This is a genomic window from Curtobacterium sp. SL109 (assembly GCF_026672405.1).
Lineage (GTDB): Bacteria > Actinomycetota > Actinomycetes > Actinomycetales > Microbacteriaceae > Curtobacterium.
Window position 1 is genome coordinate 128,532 of the sequence record NZ_JAPPRB010000001.1, and the last position, 21,765, is coordinate 150,296.

25 protein-coding genes and 2 pseudogenes are annotated in these 21,765 nt (G+C 66.8%); 11 read left to right on the top strand and 16 right to left on the bottom strand.

Going from position 1 to position 21,765, the window contains the following annotated elements; genetic code table 11:
- Positions 1 to 36: 36 nt before the first annotated feature.
- The 3 genes from OVA28_RS00670 to OVA28_RS00680 all read right to left on the bottom strand — a co-directional run bounded on the left by OVA28_RS00670 (position 37) and on the right by OVA28_RS00680 (position 2,142).
- Entirely contained in the window at positions 37 to 267 is a 231-nt protein-coding gene (locus tag OVA28_RS00670; protein WP_194662981.1) for a DUF2188 domain-containing protein, read from the bottom strand.
- A 197-nt stretch (positions 268 to 464) separates the two neighbouring features.
- A complete protein-coding gene (locus OVA28_RS00675) occupies positions 465 to 1,394 on the bottom strand; it encodes a shikimate dehydrogenase family protein (RefSeq protein WP_326493724.1) in 930 nt (309 codons plus the stop codon).
- A gap of 304 nt (positions 1,395 to 1,698) precedes the next feature.
- Complete coding sequence (locus OVA28_RS00680; protein ID WP_194662980.1) at positions 1,699 to 2,142, bottom strand: hypothetical protein; 444 nt, start codon at positions 2,140 to 2,142, stop codon at positions 1,699 to 1,701.
- Positions 2,143 to 2,276: 134 nt separating this feature from the next.
- On the opposite strand from OVA28_RS00680, the gene OVA28_RS00685 reads away from it, so the two are divergent.
- From OVA28_RS00685 to OVA28_RS00710, 6 genes are all read left to right on the top strand, one after another.
- Positions 2,277 to 3,017: a VIT1/CCC1 transporter family protein gene (locus OVA28_RS00685; protein WP_194662979.1), complete on the top strand. Its 741-nt coding sequence runs from the start codon at positions 2,277 to 2,279 to the stop codon at positions 3,015 to 3,017.
- 7 nt (positions 3,018 to 3,024) lie between these two features.
- Positions 3,025 to 3,726: a response regulator transcription factor gene (locus OVA28_RS00690; RefSeq protein WP_194662977.1), complete on the top strand. Its 702-nt coding sequence runs from the start codon at positions 3,025 to 3,027 to the stop codon at positions 3,724 to 3,726.
- 5 nt (positions 3,727 to 3,731) lie between these two features.
- Positions 3,732 to 5,216, top strand: coding sequence for a sensor histidine kinase (locus tag OVA28_RS00695; RefSeq protein WP_228505971.1), 1,485 nt, complete (start codon positions 3,732 to 3,734; stop codon positions 5,214 to 5,216).
- Positions 5,217 to 5,359: 143 nt separating this feature from the next.
- Positions 5,360 to 6,817 (top strand): ferredoxin reductase family protein, encoded by a 1,458-nt coding sequence (locus tag OVA28_RS00700; RefSeq protein ID WP_194662973.1) that lies wholly within the window; start codon positions 5,360 to 5,362, stop codon positions 6,815 to 6,817.
- On the top strand, positions 6,814 to 7,335 hold the full coding sequence (locus OVA28_RS00705) for an FMN-binding protein (protein ID WP_194662971.1): 522 nt from the start codon (positions 6,814 to 6,816) through the stop codon (positions 7,333 to 7,335). Before OVA28_RS00700 ends, OVA28_RS00705 begins: the two co-directional genes overlap by 4 nt.
- On the top strand, positions 7,332 to 8,096 hold the full coding sequence (locus OVA28_RS00710; protein ID WP_268095385.1) for an FAD:protein FMN transferase: 765 nt from the start codon (positions 7,332 to 7,334) through the stop codon (positions 8,094 to 8,096). Before OVA28_RS00705 ends, OVA28_RS00710 begins: the two co-directional genes overlap by 4 nt.
- A gap of 303 nt (positions 8,097 to 8,399) precedes the next feature.
- Here OVA28_RS00710 and OVA28_RS00715 read toward each other — a convergent pair whose 3' ends face one another.
- The 3 genes from OVA28_RS00715 to OVA28_RS00725 form a co-directional block, all read right to left on the bottom strand.
- The gene (locus tag OVA28_RS00715; protein ID WP_268095387.1) at positions 8,400 to 9,170 is read right to left on the bottom strand and encodes a COG4705 family protein; all 771 of its coding nucleotides are present in this window, start codon (positions 9,168 to 9,170) and stop codon (positions 8,400 to 8,402) included.
- Entirely contained in the window at positions 9,167 to 9,850 is a 684-nt protein-coding gene (locus OVA28_RS00720) for a DedA family protein (protein WP_194662970.1), read from the bottom strand. The genes OVA28_RS00715 and OVA28_RS00720 overlap by 4 nt, the downstream gene beginning before the upstream one ends.
- 67 nt (positions 9,851 to 9,917) lie before the next feature.
- A complete protein-coding gene (locus OVA28_RS00725) occupies positions 9,918 to 11,000 on the bottom strand; it encodes a COG4705 family protein (protein WP_228505935.1) in 1,083 nt (360 codons plus the stop codon).
- Positions 11,001 to 11,076: 76 nt separating this feature from the next.
- On the opposite strand from OVA28_RS00725, the gene OVA28_RS00730 reads away from it, so the two are divergent.
- A complete protein-coding gene (locus OVA28_RS00730) occupies positions 11,077 to 12,066 on the top strand; it encodes a sensor histidine kinase (RefSeq protein ID WP_194662968.1) in 990 nt (329 codons plus the stop codon).
- Positions 12,063 to 12,722 carry a response regulator transcription factor gene (locus OVA28_RS00735; RefSeq protein WP_268095389.1) on the top strand — a complete coding sequence of 220 codons (660 nt, stop codon included), beginning with the start codon at positions 12,063 to 12,065 and terminating at the stop codon, positions 12,720 to 12,722. Before OVA28_RS00730 ends, OVA28_RS00735 begins: the two co-directional genes overlap by 4 nt.
- Positions 12,723 to 12,780: 58 nt before the next feature.
- Here the strand turns inward: OVA28_RS00735 and OVA28_RS00740 are convergent, their stop codons facing one another.
- A complete protein-coding gene (locus OVA28_RS00740) occupies positions 12,781 to 13,434 on the bottom strand; it encodes a phosphatase PAP2 family protein (RefSeq protein ID WP_194662965.1) in 654 nt (217 codons plus the stop codon).
- Positions 13,435 to 13,480: 46 nt separating this feature from the next.
- Entirely contained in the window at positions 13,481 to 13,606 is a 126-nt protein-coding gene (locus tag OVA28_RS00745) for a hypothetical protein (RefSeq protein WP_267238489.1), read from the bottom strand.
- A gap of 107 nt (positions 13,607 to 13,713) precedes the next feature.
- Between OVA28_RS00745 and OVA28_RS00750 the strand changes: the two genes are divergently transcribed.
- Positions 13,714 to 14,271 (top strand): DUF2127 domain-containing protein, encoded by a 558-nt coding sequence (locus OVA28_RS00750; protein WP_194662964.1) that lies wholly within the window; start codon positions 13,714 to 13,716, stop codon positions 14,269 to 14,271.
- 318 nt (positions 14,272 to 14,589) lie between these two features.
- Positions 14,590 to 14,775: pseudogene (locus OVA28_RS19170) on the top strand (prolipoprotein diacylglyceryl transferase family protein); the annotation flags it as partial.
- Positions 14,776 to 14,832: 57 nt separating this feature from the next.
- Here OVA28_RS19170 and OVA28_RS00755 read toward each other — a convergent pair.
- The 3 genes and pseudogenes from OVA28_RS00755 to OVA28_RS00765 all read right to left on the bottom strand — a co-directional run bounded on the left by OVA28_RS00755 (position 14,833) and on the right by OVA28_RS00765 (position 17,503).
- Positions 14,833 to 15,087, bottom strand: a complete 255-nt coding sequence (locus tag OVA28_RS00755; protein ID WP_228505933.1) for a hypothetical protein — start codon at positions 15,085 to 15,087, stop codon at positions 14,833 to 14,835.
- A gap of 389 nt (positions 15,088 to 15,476) precedes the next feature.
- Entirely contained in the window at positions 15,477 to 16,535 is a 1,059-nt protein-coding gene (locus tag OVA28_RS00760; RefSeq protein WP_268095393.1) for a GAF domain-containing protein, read from the bottom strand.
- Between the two features lie 33 nt (positions 16,536 to 16,568).
- Positions 16,569 to 17,503, bottom strand: a pseudogene (locus OVA28_RS00765) (PDDEXK nuclease domain-containing protein).
- Between the two features lie 204 nt (positions 17,504 to 17,707).
- Here OVA28_RS00765 and OVA28_RS00770 point away from each other — a divergent pair.
- Complete coding sequence (locus OVA28_RS00770; RefSeq protein ID WP_194662961.1) at positions 17,708 to 18,052, top strand: histone-like nucleoid-structuring protein Lsr2; 345 nt, start codon at positions 17,708 to 17,710, stop codon at positions 18,050 to 18,052.
- Positions 18,053 to 18,131: 79 nt separating this feature from the next.
- On the opposite strand, the gene OVA28_RS00775 is transcribed toward OVA28_RS00770, so the two are convergent.
- The 5 genes from OVA28_RS00775 to OVA28_RS00795 form a co-directional block, all read right to left on the bottom strand.
- Positions 18,132 to 19,292: an ImmA/IrrE family metallo-endopeptidase gene (locus tag OVA28_RS00775; protein ID WP_194662960.1), complete on the bottom strand. Its 1,161-nt coding sequence runs from the start codon at positions 19,290 to 19,292 to the stop codon at positions 18,132 to 18,134.
- Positions 19,292 to 19,924, bottom strand: coding sequence for a hypothetical protein (locus tag OVA28_RS00780; protein ID WP_194662952.1), 633 nt, complete (start codon positions 19,922 to 19,924; stop codon positions 19,292 to 19,294). Before OVA28_RS00780 ends, OVA28_RS00775 begins: the two co-directional genes overlap by 1 nt.
- 197 nt (positions 19,925 to 20,121) lie before the next feature.
- Positions 20,122 to 20,718, bottom strand: a complete 597-nt coding sequence (locus OVA28_RS00785; RefSeq protein WP_194662950.1) for a hypothetical protein — start codon at positions 20,716 to 20,718, stop codon at positions 20,122 to 20,124.
- A gap of 50 nt (positions 20,719 to 20,768) precedes the next feature.
- Positions 20,769 to 20,972, bottom strand: coding sequence for a hypothetical protein (locus OVA28_RS00790; RefSeq protein ID WP_194662948.1), 204 nt, complete (start codon positions 20,970 to 20,972; stop codon positions 20,769 to 20,771).
- On the bottom strand, positions 20,969 to 21,568 hold the full coding sequence (locus OVA28_RS00795; protein ID WP_194662946.1) for a recombinase family protein: 600 nt from the start codon (positions 21,566 to 21,568) through the stop codon (positions 20,969 to 20,971). Before OVA28_RS00795 ends, OVA28_RS00790 begins: the two co-directional genes overlap by 4 nt.
- Between the last annotated feature and the right edge of the window lie 197 nt (positions 21,569 to 21,765).

Here is a 21,765-nt window from a genome sequence, read left to right on the forward strand (position 1 = left end):
CAGGTGATCGGGCCTCGCTGTGAAGGGATGCTCGGGTCAGCCCTTCACGTTCTTCGGGTCGTTGCCGGGCACGATCGTGTCCTTCGCGCGCAGCTGACCCTCTCGGTTGTGGATGGAGAGTTCACCGCCACCCTGGTTGTTGATGATCGTCCGTGCACGGTCGATCGCCTCAGCCTGGGTGTCGGCGTGTGCCGAGGCTCGGCTTCCGCCGCCTCGCACGTCCCAACCACCATTGGGGTTGGGCACCACGTTCCTGTTGCTACTCATGTCACCTCCTTTGTCGCGATGACTGTAACCCGCACCACCGACACCTACATATGACACGCCGTATGGGACGGTTACAATTGCGTTACGCGTACCTGGAGCATCATCACAGCTAAGCGGATACGCCCGCAGGTGGCGCCAGTGACGGTTCGATAGCCGATCGTGTAGCGAGACGATCTACGACTCGTACGCCGCACGTCTCAGACGACGTGATGTGTGAGTTCGTGACGAAGTTCGTGAACCGCGGACGGCGTGATCGTTGGGGGTAAGCCAACGGCGATCCGCATCGACCGCCGGACTTCGTCTTCGTCGGTCAGGGGCTCGTCCTGGTCTCCGGTCAGGAAGAACCGAATCTGGCCGATCGCTTGCTCCGTCAGCATGTCCAGACCGCTCAGGACGCGACCCCCTGCCTCCTCCCATCGAGACGCAATGGCCGTCTTCGACGGCTTGTAGGTGACGTCGAACAGAACCGCATCGGGATTGGTCGGAACAAGGGAAAGGTCGTCCGCAACACCTCCCGGCAGCGTCGAGATGACGAAACCGAGCGGACCGATCTGGGAGACCTCGATGAGCGGGTGCACCTCGATGGCGACACCTAGTCGTGTTGCGAGGGTGGTGAGTGGTTCGGCTCGACCTGGGTTTCGCACGAAGACCCGTGCGAGCCGCGCACCGACTTGGAAGGCAGCCATGAGCGCACTCACCGCAGTCGCGCCGCCGCCCAGGATCGTCACGTCTACCGGAGCGCATCCAATCGCGCTGATCGGCCGGACCAACCCTTCCACGTCGGTGTTCGCACCAGCCCGGATGATGCGGTCGTTCTCGGACCGCAACAGGAGGGTGTTGGCGACGCCGAGCTCGTCTACGAGCGCCGTGGTGCGGTCGAGTAGCGGAAGTACCTCACGTTTCAGGGGCATCGTGAGGCTGAGCCCACGCTGCCTCGGGCCGAGTCCCGCGACGAAAGCCGCAAGCCCCCCAGCGGGTACCTCATGCGTGTTGTACGAGAAGGGGAGTCCTAGCTCGGCGTACGCGGCGGAGTGCAACGTTGGGGAAAGCGAGTGCGCGATTGGGGACCCAAGCACGGCGAGGGCGGTGCGATCTGGATCACGATATGACAGTGCCACGGCACACACCTTGTCAGTTTCTCATCGGAGTCGATCGAGTACGGGAGAGCTTCTCAGCTCTGTATCGGCTAGTTCGCGGACAAGGTCCAGAACGTCCTTCCGGGGGCATCCGTCGCAGGAAGGTCTCTTGGATGCAGAGCGCTCACAGCTGCAGGCCTCACCGTGGGCCCGCGTCTCTGGAGCTTCGTTCAACGTGTCAGCAGAGTCGGTTTCCCCCGGTGCCACTGGTTGATCTGTGTTGTGTGGTGCGCGTCAGGGTTGTCCTCGTACTTCTGTGTCGTTGGACGACTGCTGGTGAATCAGACGCGTTAGCTCAGCGTCGGCGCAGCGCGGCGCTCCTGACCGACAGCCAGATGGCGAGGCCGTAGATCACGAACGCGAGCACGACGTGGAATGGGGTGACCCAGTCCATGTGCAGGGTGGTGATGGCGTGTCCGAGCAGCCACTGCACGACCGCGCCGGCGAACAGCAGGCCAGTCATGATCGCCGTGCCGCGGGCGTCGAGACGGGCGAACGCCACGATCGCGGCGAGCAGTGCGAACACCATGATCGGGTAGGCGAGGAAGCCGTGGACGTCGGTCCACACCGCACGTGCGCCGTCCGGGAGCCCGTCGGTGATGAACTCCCCCGCGGTGAGGGACTGCAGGAAGATGAACAGGACCGTGACGCCGACGAAGACCGCAAACAGGCGGCGTGCTCCGTCCGGGGCGGCGCTCGCTCGGCGATCGGTCGTCGTGGACGGTGTCGAAGCAGTCATGCACCGCACGCTAGGCGCACGACCGCGCCGCCCACCGGCACGGATCACTCGAGACCTCACACGAACGAGCGGCGGAGCACCTGCGCGACGGTGAACTGCCGGGCGCGGTGCAGCCGATGGTGTTGAGTGGCGGCATGACCGCATCCGACGAGGGCGGCGCAGGGCCCGCGACGCACCCGGACGAGGCGCACGCGGGGGGCCTCGCCAGCCGCCTGAACTGGCTCCGTGCCGGTGTCCTCGGCGCGAACGATGGCATCGTGTCGACCGCTGCGATCGTGGTCGGCGTCGCCGGTGCATCGACCTCCACGGGTGCGATCGCGACGGCGGGTGCCGCGGCGCTCGTCGGCGGCGCGATCTCGATGGCGCTCGGTGAGTACGTGTCCGTGAGCAGCCAACGGGACAGCCAACGCGCGCTCATCGAGCTCGAGCGGCGGGAACTCCGCGACGACCCGGACGCCGAGCTCGAAGAGCTGACGGCTCTCTGGCAGGGCCGAGGCCTCACGCGGGACACCGCGGAGCAGGTCGCCGCGCAGCTCACCGAGCGGGACGCCCTCGCGGCGCACCTGTCGACCGAGCTCGGCATCGACGAGGCCGACGTCGTGAGTCCGTGGCACGCCGCTGCCGCCTCCGCGGCGGCGTTCGCCGTCGGTGCCGTCCTGCCGCTCCTCGCGATCCTCCTGCCGCCCGAGTCGACACGCGTGCCCGTGACCTTCGGGGTCGTGCTCCTCGCCCTCGCCCTCACCGGCGCGATCGGCGCACGGATCGGCGGCGGCCCGGTCCTGCGCGCGACGGTCCGCGTGGTGATCGGCGGCGCGGCGGCGCTCGTGGCGACGTTCCTCATCGGGTCGTTGCTCGGTACGTCCGGCGTGGTCTGAGGCGACGATGGCGCACATCCTCGTCGTGGAGGACGACCACGAGATGGGCACGCTCGTCGAGGCGGGGCTGGCCGGCGAGGGACACACCGTTTTCCTCGTGCACGACGGCGTCGCGGCGCTCGTCGCGGTGGCACACGCCGAGTTCGACGCCGCAGCGATCGACGTCATGCTCCCGGAGATGACCGGGTTCGAGGTCTGTCGACGGATCCGCGAGCTGGGCGGGTCGTTCCCGGTGATCCTCGTGACGGCACGGGATGCCGTCGACGACCGGGTCTTCGGGCTCGACTCCGGCGCCGACGACTACCTCACGAAGCCGTTCGCCCTCGCCGAACTCAACGCACGGATCCGGGCGCACCTCCGTCGTCAGGCCGCCGGTGGTTCCACGACCGTGCAGTTCGGCACCGTCCGCCTGGACACCATCGCGGTCAGGGCGACGGTGCTCGGCAAGGACCTCCCGCTCAGCGTCAAGGAGTTCTCGCTCCTCCGGTTCCTCATCCAGAGCGCGCCGGAGGTCCGGTCCCGTGCCGCGATCCTCGACGACGTGTGGGGATCGTCGGAACACTTCGACCCGACCATCGTCGACCAGTACGTCAGCTACGTCCGCCGGAAGCTCGCCACGGCGGACGCGGACGTCGCGATCGTCACCGTCCGCGGCGTCGGGTACCGCCTGGAGGTCCGAGTGCCGCCCGACGAGACAGCCAGCCCGTGAGGACAATGCGGTCGCTGTCCATTCGGACCAGGATCACCCTCGGCAGCCTGCTCATCGGTGCGATCGTGCTCGCGGCCGTCGCGGTCGTGCTCCACCTGCAGATCCGCGCCCAGACCAGGAGCACCGAGGTCTCCCTCGCGACGAGCGACATCGCCCCGTTCCTCGCGGACCTCCGGAACCATCCCGACGAGCAGCCCGACGCACCCTCCGCCGGCGTGCTCGTCGCCGTGCAGAGCCCCGACGGGTCCTTCCTGGTCGACACCCTGCCGCACGACGTACGAAGGGGCCTTCCCGGCTCGTCGGACGTGGACGGGACCAGGACCGGTCCGGGGCAGCACCGTGGCGAGCCCGGCGACGGGCCCGGGACCAGGAACCGGGAGGGCGGCCCCGCGGACGGCGTCCCGGTCGGGCTGTCGACGACCGACGGCCGCACGACGTACCGGACGCAGGCGGACGGCGCCGTCTTCAGCGTCGTCGGCGAACGGCTCTCGACGGCGGACGGCACGTTCCGGGTCTGGGCCGCCAGGAACGGAGCCGCCGGCGAACTAACCCTCGCCGCGGTCGACCGGTCGCTCGTCATCGGCACCGTCCTCGCCCTCGCCGCGTTCGCCGGGACGGCATGGCTCCTGACGTCGCTCGCCCTCCGCCCGGTCGCTCGCATGCGCCGCGCGGCCGAGGACCTCAGCACCGGTGACGCCGACGGCGACCTGCCGGTGGGACGGACCGACGACGAGATCGCGGACCTCGCGACGACGCTCAACGCGTTCCTGCAGCGACAGCGTGCCAGCGCCGAGCACGAGCGCCGTATGGTGTCCGACGCCAGCCACGAGCTGCGGACCCCCCTCGCCGTGCTGACGAACCGGCTCGAACTCGCGCACCGGTCGTTCGGCGACGCCGAGGCGCTCGAGCGGGACGTCCGCAGCATCGAGACCGACGTGCACCGCCTCACGGCCCTGACCGCGACGCTCCTGGAGCTGTCACGGCTCGACGAGACCGCCCCGTCCACAGTGACGGTCGCACCGACGACCGCGTCCGACCTCGTCTCGGAGCTGATGGCCGCCATCGACCGGGGACGCGCCGGCACCGGGGACGCCGCCGTCGGTGTGGACTTCGACCTGGAGGTGTCCGACCCCGAGGCCACGTACGCCGTCTCAGCAGCCGCGTTCGGGCGGGTCCTCGACAACCTGGTGACGAACGCGACGACGTTCAGCCCCGAGGGCGGATCCGTCCGCGTACACCTGGCGCAGCGTGCCGACACCGCGCTCGTCCTGACGGTCACCGACGACGGACCCGGTGTGCCGGCGTCCTTCATCCCGGTCGCGTTCGACCGGTTCACCCGCGCCGACGAATCACGGCGACGGGTGCGCGGCGGGAGCGGGCTCGGACTCTCCCTCGTCCGGGCGATCGCGATGAGTGCCGGTGGGAGCACGGAGCTCGCCAACGCCCCGGGCGGCGGTGCCGTCGCGACGGTGATGCTCCCCCGCACCTGAGCGGTCGCGGCGGGATCGGATCACGTGAGCTCTCGAACGAAACCGCTGCCTCGTTCGAGGCTGTCCCAAAGGGCGGCTGACGATGCTGTGACTTCACTGATCGGGAGCCGAGCGCTCCGGATCTCATCCGAGAGGAGCGCGTGATGACCGACCAGATCACCCGCCCGCTGCATCGACCCCAGTCACCGGCACCGCGCCTCCCGTCCGTCCCCTCCGAGTCGCTCGAGCGCGCCGCCGCGCGCCGGCGACGCGACCACCGACGGCGGTCCGCCGCCTCGGACTCCCTCGGTGTGCTCGCCTGGGCCTCGGCCGCGATGGCGGTGGCCCTCTACCTGGCGTCCCCCGGGTCCCACACCGTCTCCGACATCGCTGGGTGGCTCACCGCCGCGGGGATCGTCGCCGGTCTCGTGGCCACGGACCTCTGCCTCGTGATGATCGTCCTCGCCGCCCGTGTGCCGCTCGTCGACCGGGTGTTCGGCAGCGACAACGCCATCGCCCAGCACCGGTCGCTCGGGAAGCCGGTGCTGTACCTGCTCCTCGCGCACGGTGCCCTCCTGACGCTCGGCTACGGCCTGTCCGACCGGACGAACCCGGTGGCGGAGACGATGTCGCTGTTCATGACCGTGCCCGACATGCCCCTCGCCTACCTGTCGCTCGGACTGTTCCTCGTCGTCGTCGTGACGAGCGTGGTGTCCGTCCGCCGGCACTTCGCCCACGAGGCCTGGCACGTGATCCACCTCCTCAGCTACGTCGCGGTCGGCGTCGCGCTCCCGCACATGCTGAGCGTCGGCAGTGTCCTCGGGGCCGGGACCTGGCAGCGCGGCTACTGGATCGCGCTGTACTCCCTGTCGCTCGGCCTGATCGCCCTGTTCCGGTTCGTGATGCCCGTCGTCGTCACCCTGCGGCACCGCATCCGGGTCCTCGCCGTCGAGCAGATCGCTCCCGGCGTCGTCTCCATCCACCTGGCCGGCACCGACCTCGATCGTCTCGGCGTCCGTGGCGGGCAGTACGGGGTCTGGCGCTTCTGGACCGCGCACACCTGGTACCACGCCCACCCCGTGTCATTCTCCGCGGTCCCGACGAACCGCGGCGCGAGGATCACGGTGCGCGACCTCGGCGCCGGGACCGCACGACTCGGGCGGATCCGCCCGGGCGCGTTCGTCTCGCTCGAGGGCCCCTACGGCTTGTTCACCACGGCGGCCAGGACCGCTCCCCACCTCGCGCTCGTGGCGTCGGGCATCGGCATCACACCGGTCCGGTCGCTCCTCGAGGACACCGACCTCCGTCCCGGTGAGGCGACGGTGCTCCTCCGCGGATCCGACGCCGACCAGCAGTACCTCTGGAACGAGGTCGCCGACCTCGCCGAGGCGACCGGGAGCGCGCTGTTCGCCATGGTCGGTCCGCGGGCACGGAGCCGGGAGAGCTGGATGACCGAGGAGGACCTCCGCCGGGGCGTCTCGCTCCGCACCGCCTTCCCGCACCTCCTCCAGTCCGACCTCTACGTCTGTGGGCCGCGCGCCTGGAGCGACCTCGTCGTCGCCGAAGCCCGCCGCTCCGGTGTCCCGGAGCACCAGATCCACCAGGAACGGTTCGAGTCATGAAGCCACGCGTCGTCGTCGGCGGGGTCCTGTCCTCCGTCGCACTGCTCACCATCGGATGGCAGCTCGGGGTGCAGCCCGCGGTCACCACGCCGTCCACGGGCGCCGGTTCCACCGGCACCTCCGGGACGGGAGGCACGGCGAGCGGTACCGGGTCGACCTCCGGATCCGGGACGTCCGGGTCCGGCACCAGCGGGTCGGCGAGCTCCGGCTCCGGCAGATCCGGGTCGGCTGCGTCCGGCGTCTCCGGGACGTACGACGGTGCCACCACACAGACCCGCTACGGCCCGGTCCAGGTCGAGATCGTGGTGACGAACGGCACGATCACCGACGTGGAGGCGCTCCAGCTCACCGACGACGGCGGACGCTCGGTCGCGATCAGCAACCAGGCGGCCCCGGTCCTCCGCCAGGAGGCGCTCACCGCACAGTCGTCGGACATCCAGGCGGTGAGCGGGGCGACCTACACCAGCGACGGCTACACGACGTCCCTGCAGTCCGCGATCGACACGGCCGGACTGTGACCGTCCACTCGTTCGGCACGATGGGCACCGTCGTCAGCCTCCGGACCCCCGAGGGGATGACCGACGCTCACCTCGGACGACTGCACCGCGTCTTCGACGAGTACGACCGCACGTACAGCCTCTGGGACGACACGAGCCCGCTGAGCGCCGTTGCCCGGGGAGACCTCCACCTGACGGACGCCGACCCCGCGATCCTTGACGTGTACGCGCTCGCGCTCGAGTGGCGGCAACGGACCGACGGCGCCTTCACACCGCACCGCCCGGACGGTGTCGTCGACCTCTCCGGGGTCGTGAAGGCCCTCGCGATGCGCGACGCCGGCGACGTCCTCGACGCGGAGGGCGCGGACTGGCTACTCACCGTGGGTGGTGACGTGCTCGGCCGCGGCTCGCACACCGGCGGCGAGCCGTGGATGGTGGGCGTCGTCGACCCGGACCGACGTGATGCACTCGCAGCGTGGCTCCAGCTCCGATCGGGACGCCGCGCTCTCGCGACCTCCGGGACCGCCGAGCGCGGCGAGCACATCTGGGTCCGTGGTTCGGCGACGTTCGCGCAGGTGACGGTCGCCGCCGACGACATCGTGACGGCCGACGTGCTCGCGACTGCGATCATGGCCGGTGACCAGGCGGATCTCGACCGCATCACCGCCAGGTTCGCGGTCGACGTGCTCGCGTTCCGCCGTGACGGATCGGCCGTGGCGACACCAGGCGCGCGCTTCTGGCTCACCCCGCTCACCCCGCTGATGTCGGTGCACAGCGGGTGATACTCACATCCGGGGGCTCGCGTCTTTTGCGCATTCGTCTGGTAAAAGCGGAAGCCGTTTCGAGCGCAATTGTGTGTGCAACCGCGCTCAGCGTCGCGTTTTGACCTGCGCTTGGTGTCATGTTGCGATTGATCTACGGGCTCGTTGGAGGTCTACCCACGTCCTGAGCACGCGGCGGTTATGCACGCGACAGATTCGGCCCCTCCATTTTGGATCGTGATCCGGTTGCGAGGGCCAACGCAGATCGCAGGCGGCTGGTCATTGCGTTTGTCGTAGCCACGTCGCATACACGCGCTCAAAGCATCATCGGCTGTTGACTTCGTTGAGTTGCGTTGCGCGGTGGTGCTGAGCTGTCCAGGCGACCGCGATGGCGATGGTGAGGACGAGAAGCGCGCTGACCAGGCCGGTGCCGGCGTCGAGGCCGCCACGGACGTGTGGGACGGCGATCCAGTCCGCGAATGACGCACCGACGGGGCGTGTGAGGACGTACGCCGTCCAGAAGGCTGCGATCGGCCCCAGCACGGCCGTCATGCGCAGGACCACGACGAGTGCCATCAGGGCGACGAAGACCAGTCCGGCTGCGAAGTAGCCGAGGTGGAAGGTGCTCGCGAGCAGGTCGCCAGCGGCCGTCCCCATCGCGAAGGTCGCGACAACGGCGGCCCAGTACCAGTACTGTCGACGCCGGCTGGTGACCGCGTGCACGTCGAGCGTGCGTTCAGTGCGACGCCACAGGACGAACACGAGGACCAGGGCGAGCAGGAACACGGGTGCGGACACCAGGTACGGAACTCCGAAGGCGACGTGGGTGACGTCGGCGATCATGGTGCCGAACACACCGACCATCGACACCGCCGTCCAGTACAGCCAGGGGACGTACCGGGTCGCTGCGAGCTGCACGGCGAGGACGGCCGCGAAGAGCGCCGCGGTGACGAGGACGGCTGGTGCCGGGTCGAACCGGGTGACGAGGAAGTCGGAGAGCGCTTCCCCCATCCCGGTGGTAAGCACCTTGATGACCCAGAACGACGGTGTCGGATCGGGCACACGGTTCACCCGGCTGTGCGCGGAGACGTTCACGGCCGCCGTTCCGGCGCCGCACGGCGTTCCTGGGCGGCGTGCTCGTCCTTCGCTGCCGCCCGGTTGTGGCGTCGACGACGGAGTGCGCCGATGAAGATCGGGAGTACCGACACGACGATGATGACGATCATGAGGACGTCGATGTTGTGGGCCACGAACGGGATCCCGCCCAGGAGCACACCGACAGCCGTCAGTCCTGCCGCCCAAGCGACGGCGCCCGTGAGGTTGAACAGCAGGAACCGGCGGTAGTGCATCTGTGCGGTTCCAGCGGCGAGGGGCACGTAGGTGCGGACGACCGGTACGAAGCGGCCGAGGATGAGGGACAGGCCGCCCCAGCGGGTGAAGAACGCTTCCGCTTCTCCGAGTCGGGCGGTGGTGAGCAGCCGTGCGTCATCGCGAAACAGCCGTCGGCCGAAGCGTTTGCCGAGCCAGTAGCCGACCTGGTCGCCGGCGATCGCGGCGAGGGACGCGACGAGGGCGACCTGCCACGGGGTGATGCCGAGTGCGCTGCTGATGATCGCGGCGGTCACGAGGAGTGAGTCGCCGGGCAGGAACGGGAAGAGCACGCCGGATTCGATGAAGATCAGGACGGCGATGCCTGCGAGGACGTATGGGCCGAACGCGTGGAGCACGGATGCGGCGTCGAGCAGGTGCACGGCGAGGGGGACGGTGGTGAGCATGGGGAACCTTTCACGGCGGAGCGCACCGCCACCTCCGGTCCAGGACGTGGCGGTGCGCTGAGCGGGGTCAAACGGTCAGCTGCGTGCGTAGGGCGGTGTCGTTGCGGCGGAGCCGCAGTGTGATCCAGGTGATGATCGCGGTGATAACGGCGAGGAACACGATGCTGGTGGTGATGGTGCCGATGCCGAGGCCGCCGTCCTTGACCGGCGAGGAAAGCAGGTCGCCGGTGGAAGCGCCGAGCGGTCGGGTGAGGATGTAGGCGATCCAGAAGCACACGACCGGGCCGCGGCGGCCAATGAACCACACAGCAGCGGTCAGCACGATCGCGGCAGCGAACAGCAGCAGTGAGGGGAAGTAGCCGAGCCCGGTCTGTTCGGCGATCAGGTCGCCGGCGGCGGTGCCGAGGGCGAAGGTGAACAGGATCGTCAGCCAGTAGAACGCTTCACGGCGGACCGTGTCGATGCTGTGAATCGAGAGGGTCCCTTCGCTGCGGTACCAGATGATGAACACTGCGGCCAGTGCAGCGGCGAAGACGGTAGTGCTGAGGATCAATGGCACACCGAGGCCGTCGGTGAGGTGGTCGGTGATGCAGGTGCCGACGATGCTGATCAGCACCACGGTGATCCAGTAGAGCGGCGGCCGGTAGGCGCGGGCACGGAACTGCAGCACCAGGAACACCACGAGCGCGATCGCCATGATCACCGTCGTCAGGGGCAGTCCGAGGCCGACGGTGTCGCTGAGGAGGTCCGCTGCGGTCTCACCGACGGTGGTGGCGAGGACCTTGATGATCCAGAACGACGCGGTGGGGTCCGGGACCTTATTCGAGCGGGTCCGGGTTCGCAGCAGCGCTGCAGGCGAGTGGGACATGACGTTCTCCTCGTCGGAACGGGCCGTTCCGCGGGACGCGGGATCGGCGATGACACGACGGTAGGAAGACACCGGCAAGACTTCACCAAGAAACAGAACAGACGCTCGATCCACGCTTCTTGGTGTTTTCTGAGTCGTCGTTCCTGATGCTGAATGTGTCGGTGCTGCTCGGGTAGGGCAGGATCGATGCCGAGACGGCGACGCCGGAACGCGTCCCCCCACGTGTTCCGGCGTCGCTTCCGGGAAAGGGGCGCAAGTGTCGTCATCGTGGTGGTCAGCCATCGCTGACACGGTCGCTCGATGGTCGTTCAGATCGAGTAGGGACCGCGACCCCGACCGGTTGGCGTACCGGCGGTCCGTGATCGGGATCGGGTTCCGTGTTGCGGTCGTCTCTGCGGCGTTGGTGATCGCGATCATCCTGCTGGTCGTCGGCTACGTCCTGTGGCAGCTCACGCCGGGGCAACTGCGCGAGACGCCCGGTCCCACTGACGTGCACATCACCCTCGACACCGTCGACCTCAGCATCGCGGTCCTCGGCGTCGGCGGACTCGCCATCGCCTTCGCGGGCATCGCCGCGTGGATGATCGCACGCCGTGCGGTACGGCCGATCGCGGAGGCAGCGCGGATGCAGCGCACCTTTGTCGCTGACGCCAGCCATGAACTCCGCACACCGCTGACGGTGCTGCACGCTCGCGTGCAGCACCTGCGGATGATGACCCCGACAGGCGACCCGCGCCGCGCCGTCGTCGACGAGCTCCAGGGCGACACCCGGGTGTTGATCGACATCGTCAACGACCTCCTCGATGCCGCGGCCGGAGCGGAGGCGACCGGTGGCGTCGCGGACCTCGATGCGGCACTGATCACGCTCCGTCGTGACATGGCTGTCCTCGCCGCTCAACGCCAGGTGCACCTCGAGGTCACATCAACCGGGTCATCACTTGCCGGAACGACCCTGGCCGTATCAGGCACCCAGCTGCAGCGATGCTTAGTCGCTCTGACCGACAACGCAATCGGTCATACCCGCCGCGAAGGGCACGTGTCCGTTGCGGCGGACAAGGACGGCCCCTACGTCAGGATCCGTGTGAGCGACGACGGGCCTGGGATCACCGGCATCGCGCCCAATCGTGTTTTTGACCGGTTCGCTCATGGTGCGCCGAGCGCCACGGCCGGTGAGGCTGGTACGCGAACCGGGTACGGGATCGGACTCGCGTTGGTGCGTGATGTCGCCGTGCGAGCGGGAGGCGACATCATTGTGGAGCGCACCGGCACGGGCGGCACAGTGTTCGCGTTGCGGCTACCGATCGCCCGTCCGAGTGCCGAAGAATGTGACTGGAAGGACGACCGATGATGCTTCGTCTCCTGCTCATTGAAGACGACCCACGGCTTGGCCCCTTGGTCGCCGACGTGTTGGGCCAAGAATGGGACGTCACCCTCTGCGAGGACGGGGAGAGCGCCCTGCAGGTCGCAGCCGAGCAGTACTTCGACGTGATGGTTGTTGACCGGCGGTTGCCCGGCATCGATGGTACGGAGGTGATCGCCACGCTGCGGAAACGTCGCATCAGCACTCCCGTGCTGATGCTCACCGCGCTCGGCGAAGTCCGCGACCGGGTCTCCGGTCTCGACGCGGGCGCGAACGAATACCTGGTGAAGCCATTCGACTTCGATGAGCTCACCGCCCGACTCCGCGCGCTGACGCGTGACTATTCCGGTGTCGGCGCCGGGATCGAGATCGGCGGCTGGGTGTTCTACCCCGAGGACAGCAGCATCACTTCCCCCTACACCGGCCGGGTGATGCTGACGGAGAAGGAGGCAGCGATGCTGCGTCTACTCGCCAGCGAACCTTCCCGCGCCTTTACCCGGCAGCATCTGCTCTCAGCGGTCTTCGAACACGGTGAGCAGCTCGGCACCGTCGACACCTACGTGCACTACATCCGCCGGAAAACCGATCGGGACCTCATCAGCACCATCCGCGGCGTCGGCTACCGTCTCGGCACGCCGGCGTGAAACGGTCACACAGTGGACGGACGGGAAACGGGCGATCGTCGCAGCGACGACGCCTCTGTCAATCCTGACGGACACCGTCGATCAGGATCGGCTGCGTGTCCGCTCCGGCCGTTTCGGCTCGGCGCGGACGGGTAGCCCTGTCGGTGTTGGCTGCTTCCACAACCCGCATGCCACTCATGACGATGACGGTGACGGCCCCCACCCACACGACCGACGCCGCCGTGTCGGATGGGTAATGCACCGCCAGCGTCAAGCGGGAGAGGGCGACCACGATCACGGCGGCCGAACCGAAGATGATCGTCACCGCACGACTGCGCCCCGTCGTGACGAGTACCAGACCGAGCACGACCGCGGTCACCAACGCGACGTGACCGGACGGGAACGACCAACTCTCCGCCGCCGCGTGCACGTTGGGCAGTACCGGCCGCGGGCGGTGCACCAGCAGCTTCACCGGCTCAACCGAGAGCCAGCCGATCGCTGCGACCGCAGCGAACCGAGCCGCTTGCCAGCGGTTCTGTCGCCACCAGATCAGTGCAGCGCACACCAGCATCAGTACCAACCCGCCGGCCGGTTCCAAGACAGCACCGAGAACTTGCGCGCCATGCACGCCGACAGGCGAAACGTGGGCGGCGACTATGAGGTCAAGGCGAAGTTCACCCGCCCCCGCCGCTGGAACCGCTCGAAGCATCAATCCCACCGCAACGACGATCATCGCCAGAACCATCGCCGCGGCAGCGCGAGGAGCCGCCCATGCAAGTTCACTCCGCATCGAGGAGACCCTCCTGTTCCACTTCCGTTGCGACCGCGAGCAATGCCGCAGTCACCGACCCGGCGAACACCATCAGGGCAACTGCTGCACCTGCAACGACGAACCACACGCTCACCGCAACCACCTCCACAACCACCGTCGCGGCAGCCCTCCAAGGAACGACCCAGAACGCAACGACGCTTCGTGAGTGGATTCTGGGAACAACGTGCGGAAGATTGCCCTATGAGCAGCGCGCGGTGGAACAGCGCCCGTCTGGCGGACCTGGTGTTCCTGATCGGGATCGGATTGAAAGCCGTCGACGGGGTCGTCGAGCTCGCGCTCGGCGTGCCGCTGGTGCTCCTCCGGCCAGCGGAAATCTCGGCGATCGCGCACGACGCCACCGCAGGTGAACTGCAGCAGGATCCGCACGACCTCGTCGCGAACCTGATCCTGCACGGCGCAGCGACACTCAGCGCTGAAGCCGCGATCACCACCGCTGTGTTCCTCCTGTTGCACGGCATCGTGAAGGTCGGCATCGTCGCGGCGCTGCTGCGTGGCACACGCCGGCTCTACCCGCTGGCCATCGCCGCGTTGACCGGATTCTTGCTCTGGCAAGGCGTCGACATGGTCTTGCACCCCAGCTTCGGCATCGCCGCACTCATGCTGTTCGACGTCTTCGTCATCGTCCTCACGTGGCGGGAGTGGCGCCACCACAGAACCCTTCGCGATGTCTGGCGGTCAGTGGTTCCCCGACGGCGCGGTGGAGACCAACGCCGGCGCTCAGTCAGCGAAGCATCGTGACCGCTGCCGTTCCGGCACCGTGAGCCCCGGGCGAACCCACTGACACGAAGCCTGCTCAACGCGTCCGATTGCTCGTGGGGCGCACAGATGGCGTCCGAGCTGGGTGTGGAGAGCGACGCCAGGTCGGCGACCACCTCGCTATCTCGTGCTCTCAGCCGATCACACGCACGAACCACCACCCGGATGCGCCGAACGCAGCCGCAGGGCTGAGCTGAGTGAGGTCGCATCGCTCGACCATGGCCTGCTAGGACAGACTTGCTTCGGCATGCCAGAGACAGTCAGCCGTGCTCTGGTCAGGTACGCCGGAACGGAACGGACATGACCATCGCTGCTGGAATCCCAAGCCCACCCGTCAATGGGTTCACCATCGGCCCCGTCGAGGTGCACTACTACGCGCTGTGCATCCTCGTCGGTGTCGTGATCGCCTCCTGGGCCACTGCAGCTCGGCTTCGGGCGGCTGGAATCAGCGGCGGTTCGGTGATCGACGTGGCCATCTGGGCCGTCCCGATCGCAACACCGCGGCGACCTCATCGATCTCGGGCGTGGAAGCCGGTCCACCGGTCATTGCGGCGCACTCGGACTCTCGCGATCGTCTTCGAACTCGTCCTCGTCCTCGGACGCAGAGGAAATCGCGATCTGGCCGCCAGGCCCGATCAGAAGTGTTTCCACGGCGGCTTGCCCGTCTTCGACGAAAGTGAGGACGTCGACAGTGTCGATTTGGCCGCTGGCACCGAGGACGTCGGCGTATTCGATGACGACGTCCCCGAAACCGTGGACCGTCAGCGTCGGCCGTCCGGTGTAGTGGATGTACTTCATGCTGCAACCCAACGTCGCCGCGGATGATGGCCCGTCCAGGGTCGCGAGCCCGCAGCCGGCCATCGTTGCTTGCCACATCAGTCCGACGACTAACGTGCTGGCGCAGGGCGGGCGGGGCTGGAAGGATTGGTGTGGGGCGGCTGGTTACCGCCCAAGCAATGGGGTCTGGAGTTTCTGATCCTCGGCCCCATGCGCCTGCCCACCCCCGCATCGTGAGGGCGGGCAGGTCCCACAGACTCCGGCTCTTGGTCAGCTCCTGGCCCTGCCAATGCATGAATGACGGTCAGGAGGCACGGTGGTATCCGACACCGTGCCTCCCGTCCTTTGTCGCGGCCGTCGCGCCGTTCAGCGCGCGACGCGCTTCACCAGGCCCGAACCTGGTGGAGTTTCTAGAGGCCGTACAGCATGTCCCGCGCCCGGACCGCGAAGTCCCGCAGCAGATCGAGCTCGACACTGTCCTCCCGTCGCGGCGCGGAGTCGAACACGCAGACCGCACCGACGCGAGTGCCGTCCACGCTCTCCAGCGGGTGGCCCGCATAGAAGCGGATCGGTCCGCGGCGCACGAGCTGCGGGCGGTTCTTGTCCCACGCATCTCCGACGACCATCGGGCCCGAGCTCAGCACGGTTGAACGGCAGAAGGAGTCCTGCAGCGCTCCTGTCCCACGTGGAATCCAGATGCTCGCGGCCGACCACTGCCGCCCTTCCGGTAGGAACGTGATCGCCGCTCCCCGCGTGTGGAAGAGCTCGGTCATGTGCTGCACCATCTCATCCAGGGCCGCGTTAGTCGGTGTATCGACGATGCCCAGGCCGCGGATGGTGTCGTACCGCTCTTGGAACGGCTGCCACTTCGAGCGAAGCCACTGTGGGCTACCGGCACGAGCGCGCTGCTGCTCAAGCAGCAGCTGCGACACCTCCAGCAGAAGCGGCGGCGGCGACGCGACCGTGTCGCTGTCGACACTCAACACGACCAAGTCCTTTAGCGCCTCCCGCAGTGACGCCAGGAGCGCCGGCTGCTCCTCCTTGTACGCCAGGGCGACCACGATCTCCGCGGTCGGCGCCAGAAGCGGTCGGAGCTGATCAACCAGCACGAGCGCTTCGTCGGCAGCCCCGGTGACCGCAGTGCTCGTCGTCCGGCTGTGGACGACGCTGCCCGACAGGCAAACCATCACGACGTCGTAGTTGGCGACGTGGATTCCACTGCCCGCCGACAGCAGCGTCTGTCCGGACCAGCTCGACCACGGCACTGCTGTGACGTCGACGCCTCGCCCTGATCGCGCCGCCAGGGCCCGTGCCATCGTTCGTGCAGCGTCGTGTAGCGACTCCTCCGGTGCAAAGACCCCGTCACCGAAAACGAGAACGCGGTCCGGGTCCAAGCCGCTCGCTGACGCGGTCACGGCGCGGGCCGAAAACGGACGGGTGGACCGTTGCGGCGCTTCGAGAACAGTCATCGTTCACATCCCTGCGTGAGGTACTGCTCCTGGTCAGGACTCGGGGGTGTCGATCTCCGTCGCAAGTGCGGCTACGAGGTCCGCTTCCGAGGGCAGGGCGGCGCGGACTGCTGGTGGGAGGAGGTCGTAGCTGGCGACACCGATCGGGGTCTGCTGTCCGGCGAGGGAGTACCGGACGACGGCGTCGTTCTTGTCCGCGACCAGCAACAGGCCGACGGTATCCGCATGCTGAGGTCGGCGGAGCTTGTCGTCGACGAGGGCGACGTAGAAGCCGAGCTGGCCGAGGTACTCGGGCTTGAATTTCCCGGTTTTGAGCTCGATCACGACGTACCGGAGCTGCTCGACGTGGAAGAACAGCAAGTCGACGTAGAAGTCGTCCCCGTCGACGTCGAAGTGCACCTGCCGGCCGACGAACGCGAAGCCCTCCCCGAGCTCGCGGAGGGTGTCGATGATCCGGTCAACGAGTGCCTGCTCGAGGTGGCGTTCCTTCGCGTCACCGCGAGGGCGAGGAAGTCCAGCACGTAGGGGTCCTTCGTGATCTGCTGCGCCAGATCCGACTCCCCCGGCGGGAGCACCTCAGCGAAGTTCGTCGGCGCCGCCTGCAGGCGCGTATGCGCCACCGAGCGGATCTGATGTTCGAGGACGTTCCGCGACCACCCGTGCGCGGACGCTTGACCGGCGTACCAGCCCCGGAGCTCGTGGTCATCGAGCCGGTCGAGGAGGACGGTGATGTGCCCCCAGGGCAGTTGTGCAACAGCCTGTTGCAGAATCTGCTCGTCAGACCACGCTGCCGCGAACGCCCGCATATACGCGAGGTTCCGCGGGGAGAACCCCTTCATCTCCGGGAACTCGGCCCGCAGATCCGTTGCGAGCCGGCCGATGACGTTGCTCCCCCACCCTTCCTCCCCCTGGCGCTGCAGAATCGTTGCTCCGATTCCCCAGTAGAGACGGATCAGTTCCGTGTTCACGCGGCGCTGCGCCGTGAACCGAGCAGCACGTACCTGCTGCTTTAACTCGGTGAGAGCAGCGGCATACCCGGATACGGCCGGCGAGGAATCAGACATCACGATCAGTCTGCCCGACCAGCCGACGACCGGACGACGGACAAAGCGTTCTACGGAACAGTTATGCCAGGGTGGAAGCGAACCCCCGAGCGAAAGGCGACCTCCACCATGGCGCAGAAAGTCACCACGCACCTCGTCGACGACCTCACCGGCGACACCATCGACGACGGCAAGGGCCGTACTGTCATCTTCGGATTCGACGGCACCCACTACGAAATCGACCTCACCGACGACAACGCCGACGCCCTCCGCGAAGCGTTCTCCGACTACATCGCCGCCGCCCGCAAGGTCAGCGGCCGCTCTGGTCGGGCCAGCGGTGGCAGCGCGCCGAAGCGCGGCAACTCGGAAGAGCTCGCGAAGGTCCGCGAATGGGCGAACGCGAACGGCCACGAGGTTTCCTCCCGCGGCCGCATCAGCCAGGCCGTCCGCGACGCGTACGACGCGGCACACTGACGCCGCTCCCCACACAAAACAGCCGGCCACCCTCAGGGTGGCCGGCTGTTCTCGTTCGCGCCGATATGGCGCTCTTATGTCAACGCAAGCGCTTATCTGGGCGCGCGAAGTCCGCCTCGATGACATTCGATCCCGGGCCAACCTTTTTCGCCGCCGGGACAAAATCATTCCTTTGACGAATCTGCGGGGCCAAAGATTGAAGGACCGCACTAGGTAGCGCGAGCTCAGAAACCGCGGACCTACTCATATGGGGCTCCGGGCCGTACCTCTTTTCCAAGAGTTTGCGGAGCAACTTGGGCTGCTCATGTGCGACATCAACCGGCTCATTTTTGCGCCACCCTCGCGCAGAGATCTGACGAAATAGCATTGCAGCGCGATCCTCCGGAAGAGAACCGATAGCCTTGCCTCGCATGATGATTGCTTGCATCGATACGCCCCACCGAGCCTTCGACGCGGCCAAGTTTCGCAGAGTACTACCTCGGCCGATAGTTTCAGCGATTTCCGCATAAGGTAGCAAGATCGCGCTTGCAAGAAGATATGCTTCTTTCTCTCTCATGTCTGGCTCTACATGCGTTCTAAACGTGTGCAGAACGATATGCGCGAGTTCGTGTGCGAGCGTAAACCGATCGCGATCCCCGGAGCTCCCAGGGACGTAGCTTGCAAGCGCAGTCTCGTTGATTCCAGCCCAATGAGACGCTCCGAAATGCTTTGTCTGGTCGCCCGATTCCTTCGCACCAGGAACCACAAGAGGTGCGACCACGATCCCATGGCGCTCGAGTGTTGCAGTCATGTCGGGAATCACCGCGGTTGGATCCAGCCTGAGACGGAGCCGCACTTCTAGGGCAATCTCTTCAATGCGCGCAGTAGAGAGGACCCCATCCCGATCCTGCACGATTGGAAGAGTAGGTCTTGGCACCTCGTCGGCGGATACCAGCTCCGCTGAAACTCGATACGCCTCCTTGAAGAGAGTTTTTGCTCGCTCCGAATCTTTCGCAGAGGCGGTTTTCATCTTTCGCATGTCAACAGACGAGTCGGGAATCCCGGAAGGCGGAATAGAGAAGAACTCTACCGGAAGCGCCATGACCTCTGAGAACTTACTTGCGTACTCCTCGGATAACGTGCGCTCACCTCGTGCCATCATTGATATAAGCGGCTGCTTGACACTAGTCGCCGTGGCGAGCTCAGTCTGCGTAACGCCAGCGATGGCACGGGCGGCTTCAATCCTTGCCCCGTAGAGCATCAGGAATCGGTGCCAGTCGCGATCTCTAGATCGCCGTAGTCCTCGAGCTGGTCAAGCTCTCGACGATCGAACGAGTAGCCAGAGAAGTCTTCGGACGAGCGCTGCATCACGCAGCTGAAGTCGATTTTCGGGTTGGTGCTGTAAGTCCCGGTGGTCAGCGTGTGCACAAGTCGCAACGGAGCCGTCGGCTTCCAGCGCTGCCACGTCAGAATCAGATTTTGCGCGGCGAGCAGGGCGTCGGGGTCCGCGGCGCCGATCTCACTAGAGAAGTAGTTGACTCGCTGAGTGTTTCGCCCAGCCGCGGGGATCACGTCGTGCTTAGTTGTGTGAAACAGCTTGATCGTCTGGAGACCATTGTGCACCGTGATCGAGTTCTTCTGTATCTGCCGGTTGAGGCGCCAGTCCCCGAGATCAGCTTCATTGGCATCGAGGTGGTTGAAGATAAAGAACCGGTACAGGTCTGTCACCAGCTTTATGTGGTGAGGCTGCTGCAGGGCCTCCATCCGCTTACCCTTCTTCGTCAGGTGGCGGACGTTGTAGTGGGCTTCCTGGATGCCGTCGTAGATGGAGTCGACGACGGGCTGCGCGCTCTCCGCAATCCGCTGGGCGACCGCCGAGTCAGGTGTGCTCATAGGCGTTATATTATCACGCCGAACGCAACTTGCGGTCAGGGACGTGTTCCGGTGCTGTGGAGCGTCGCGTATGTCGCTCTGGGGTATACCTCAACGCATCACGCTTCAGCGGGTCGCTCTGTGTCGCTCTAGGGTGCCGAATCGGACTTCTGCCACAGGTATGCGTCAGGGTCTAGACGTCCCGCCACACGAAGTGGTCAGTCCGACCAGAGGGTCGTGACCTGCTCGGCAGCGCGCAGGAGATCGCCGACCGGCAGGGTGATGCGGTGTTCCGGGACTTGCAGGGCCGGCCATTGCACAACCAACTCGAGTGACCCAGCCGGCGGTAGCGGGTGCAGCCACAGATCGTCGGCGTACCGGTACGACGACGCCCCACCTCCCCCGCTGCCGCCCTGACGCAGAAGCACGGCGCCGTCGTCCACACCGTCTTCGTCGAAGAGGTCGCTGTCAGCGAGGCGCTGCCCATCGGACAGGATCGCGCCGTACTGCAGCCGCGCGCGGCGGCCTTCCTCGGAAACGAAGAAGTGGTCCTCGTGGATCAGCTGCTGAAACTGCCGCTCGGACAGGTCCCTCCGGCGAACTTGGCGCCCGATCTGGAACAGGACACCGTCGGTGAAGACCCGTGCGGACTCCACCACGATGGCCGCGTGCTCGCTTGTCGCCCACCGGAGCCCGTAGCCGATCACCGCGGGGAGTTCATCCTCCGCCGGGCCATGCCGTGGATCCCGGACTGGCTCCTCGACCGCCGCAAGGTCGAGCGGGTCTGGATCATCAGCAAAGAACGTCACTCCCACACCGCATCACGTTCCTCCGTGAAACACCAGCACGACGACTCTGCCGGTGTTCAGGTGGTGCTGTCGCAGAACGTCCACTCATCCCGGTGCAACTCCTGCAACACCCCGTCAACGCACACCAGCAGCCCAATCTCGGTGAACTGCGTCGGGATTCCACGGTTGATCTCCGGCTCCCACTCGCCGCGAATCCGAACCCAGCGGACGAACTCCGCGCGCCGACGCAACGCGAACTCCCGACGGCTGATCTCGATCACGGACGCTCCTTCCCCACGGCCTGCACGGCAGTCGCCTGGTGCCGATACAGGGTCGCCCGGGACCACCCCACCAGGTTCGCTGCATCCGCGGCGGTATGGCCGGCAGCGCGGGCCTCGTTCACGATCGCGAGTTTCCGGCCAATTACCACCGGATCCGACGGCGGCCGCCCGAACCGAGTACCAGCGTCCCGAGCGGCAGCGATGCCGGCGATGACGCGCTCGACGATCAGCTCGCGTTCGTACTCCGCGAGGGTCGCCATCAGATTCAACATCAGCCGCCCCGTCGACGTCGCCGGATCGATCCCATCCGACACACTCCGGACCCCGATGCCCCGCTCTCCCAACATCGTCACCGTGCTCAACACGTCCACCAGTGACCGGCCGAGCCGATCAACCCGCCACACCACCACCGTGTCGCCGGCAGCGGCGTGCTCGAGCAGCCGGCCCATCCCCGGACGAGCGGCGGCCTCCTTCCGACCAGACGTGACATCAGCGAAGATGTCCCGCTCCTGCACCCCCACCGCAACCAACGCATCAACCTGCAATGTCGCATCCTGCGCTCCAGTGCTGATACGCGTATACCCGAGAAGCCTCACCCGCCAAGTGTCTCAGAAAACCCCGCAACCACCCACCGAAGCACCATCAACACCGAGACGACTTTCCGAGACAACCCAGACTCCCGGAACCACTGGACTCACCCGAGCCACCAACCGTCTCACGACTCCGTCTCGAAAACCTATAGTTTTTCGAGGCGGATGAGGTGTTGCGTTTGTCGCCCCTTCACCGGGCAGTT

What these genes read in the sequence shown, in the direction of transcription:
- OVA28_RS00775 (WP_194662960.1), bottom strand. Translation starts at nt 19,292, where the DNA reads ATGCTCTACGGGGCAAGGATTGAAGCCGCCCGTGCCATCGCTGGCGTT.
- OVA28_RS00690 (WP_194662977.1), top strand. Translation starts at nt 3,025, where the DNA reads ATGGCGCACATCCTCGTCGTGGAGGACGACCACGAGATGGGCACGCTC.
- OVA28_RS00685 (WP_194662979.1), top strand. Translation starts at nt 2,277, where the DNA reads ATGACCGCATCCGACGAGGGCGGCGCAGGGCCCGCGACGCACCCGGAC.
- OVA28_RS00680 (WP_194662980.1), bottom strand. Translation starts at nt 2,142, where the DNA reads ATGACTGCTTCGACACCGTCCACGACGACCGATCGCCGAGCGAGCGCC.
- OVA28_RS00750 (WP_194662964.1), top strand. Translation starts at nt 13,714, where the DNA reads ATGAGCAGCGCGCGGTGGAACAGCGCCCGTCTGGCGGACCTGGTGTTC.
- OVA28_RS00725 (WP_228505935.1), bottom strand. Translation starts at nt 11,000, where the DNA reads ATGGCTGACCACCACGATGACGACACTTGCGCCCCTTTCCCGGAAGCG.
- OVA28_RS00735 (WP_268095389.1), top strand. Translation starts at nt 12,063, where the DNA reads ATGATGCTTCGTCTCCTGCTCATTGAAGACGACCCACGGCTTGGCCCC.
- OVA28_RS00755 (WP_228505933.1), bottom strand. Translation starts at nt 15,087, where the DNA reads ATGAAGTACATCCACTACACCGGACGGCCGACGCTGACGGTCCACGGT.
- OVA28_RS00780 (WP_194662952.1), bottom strand. Translation starts at nt 19,924, where the DNA reads ATGAGCACACCTGACTCGGCGGTCGCCCAGCGGATTGCGGAGAGCGCG.
- OVA28_RS00705 (WP_194662971.1), top strand. Translation starts at nt 6,814, where the DNA reads ATGAAGCCACGCGTCGTCGTCGGCGGGGTCCTGTCCTCCGTCGCACTG.
- OVA28_RS00770 (WP_194662961.1), top strand. Translation starts at nt 17,708, where the DNA reads ATGGCGCAGAAAGTCACCACGCACCTCGTCGACGACCTCACCGGCGAC.
- OVA28_RS00760 (WP_268095393.1), bottom strand. Translation starts at nt 16,535, where the DNA reads ATGACTGTTCTCGAAGCGCCGCAACGGTCCACCCGTCCGTTTTCGGCC.
- OVA28_RS00720 (WP_194662970.1), bottom strand. Translation starts at nt 9,850, where the DNA reads ATGCTCACCACCGTCCCCCTCGCCGTGCACCTGCTCGACGCCGCATCC.
- OVA28_RS00740 (WP_194662965.1), bottom strand. Translation starts at nt 13,434, where the DNA reads ATGATCGTCGTTGCGGTGGGATTGATGCTTCGAGCGGTTCCAGCGGCG.
- OVA28_RS00695 (WP_228505971.1), top strand. Translation starts at nt 3,732, where the DNA reads ATGCGGTCGCTGTCCATTCGGACCAGGATCACCCTCGGCAGCCTGCTC.
- OVA28_RS00700 (WP_194662973.1), top strand. Translation starts at nt 5,360, where the DNA reads ATGACCGACCAGATCACCCGCCCGCTGCATCGACCCCAGTCACCGGCA.
- OVA28_RS00670 (WP_194662981.1), bottom strand. Translation starts at nt 267, where the DNA reads ATGAGTAGCAACAGGAACGTGGTGCCCAACCCCAATGGTGGTTGGGAC.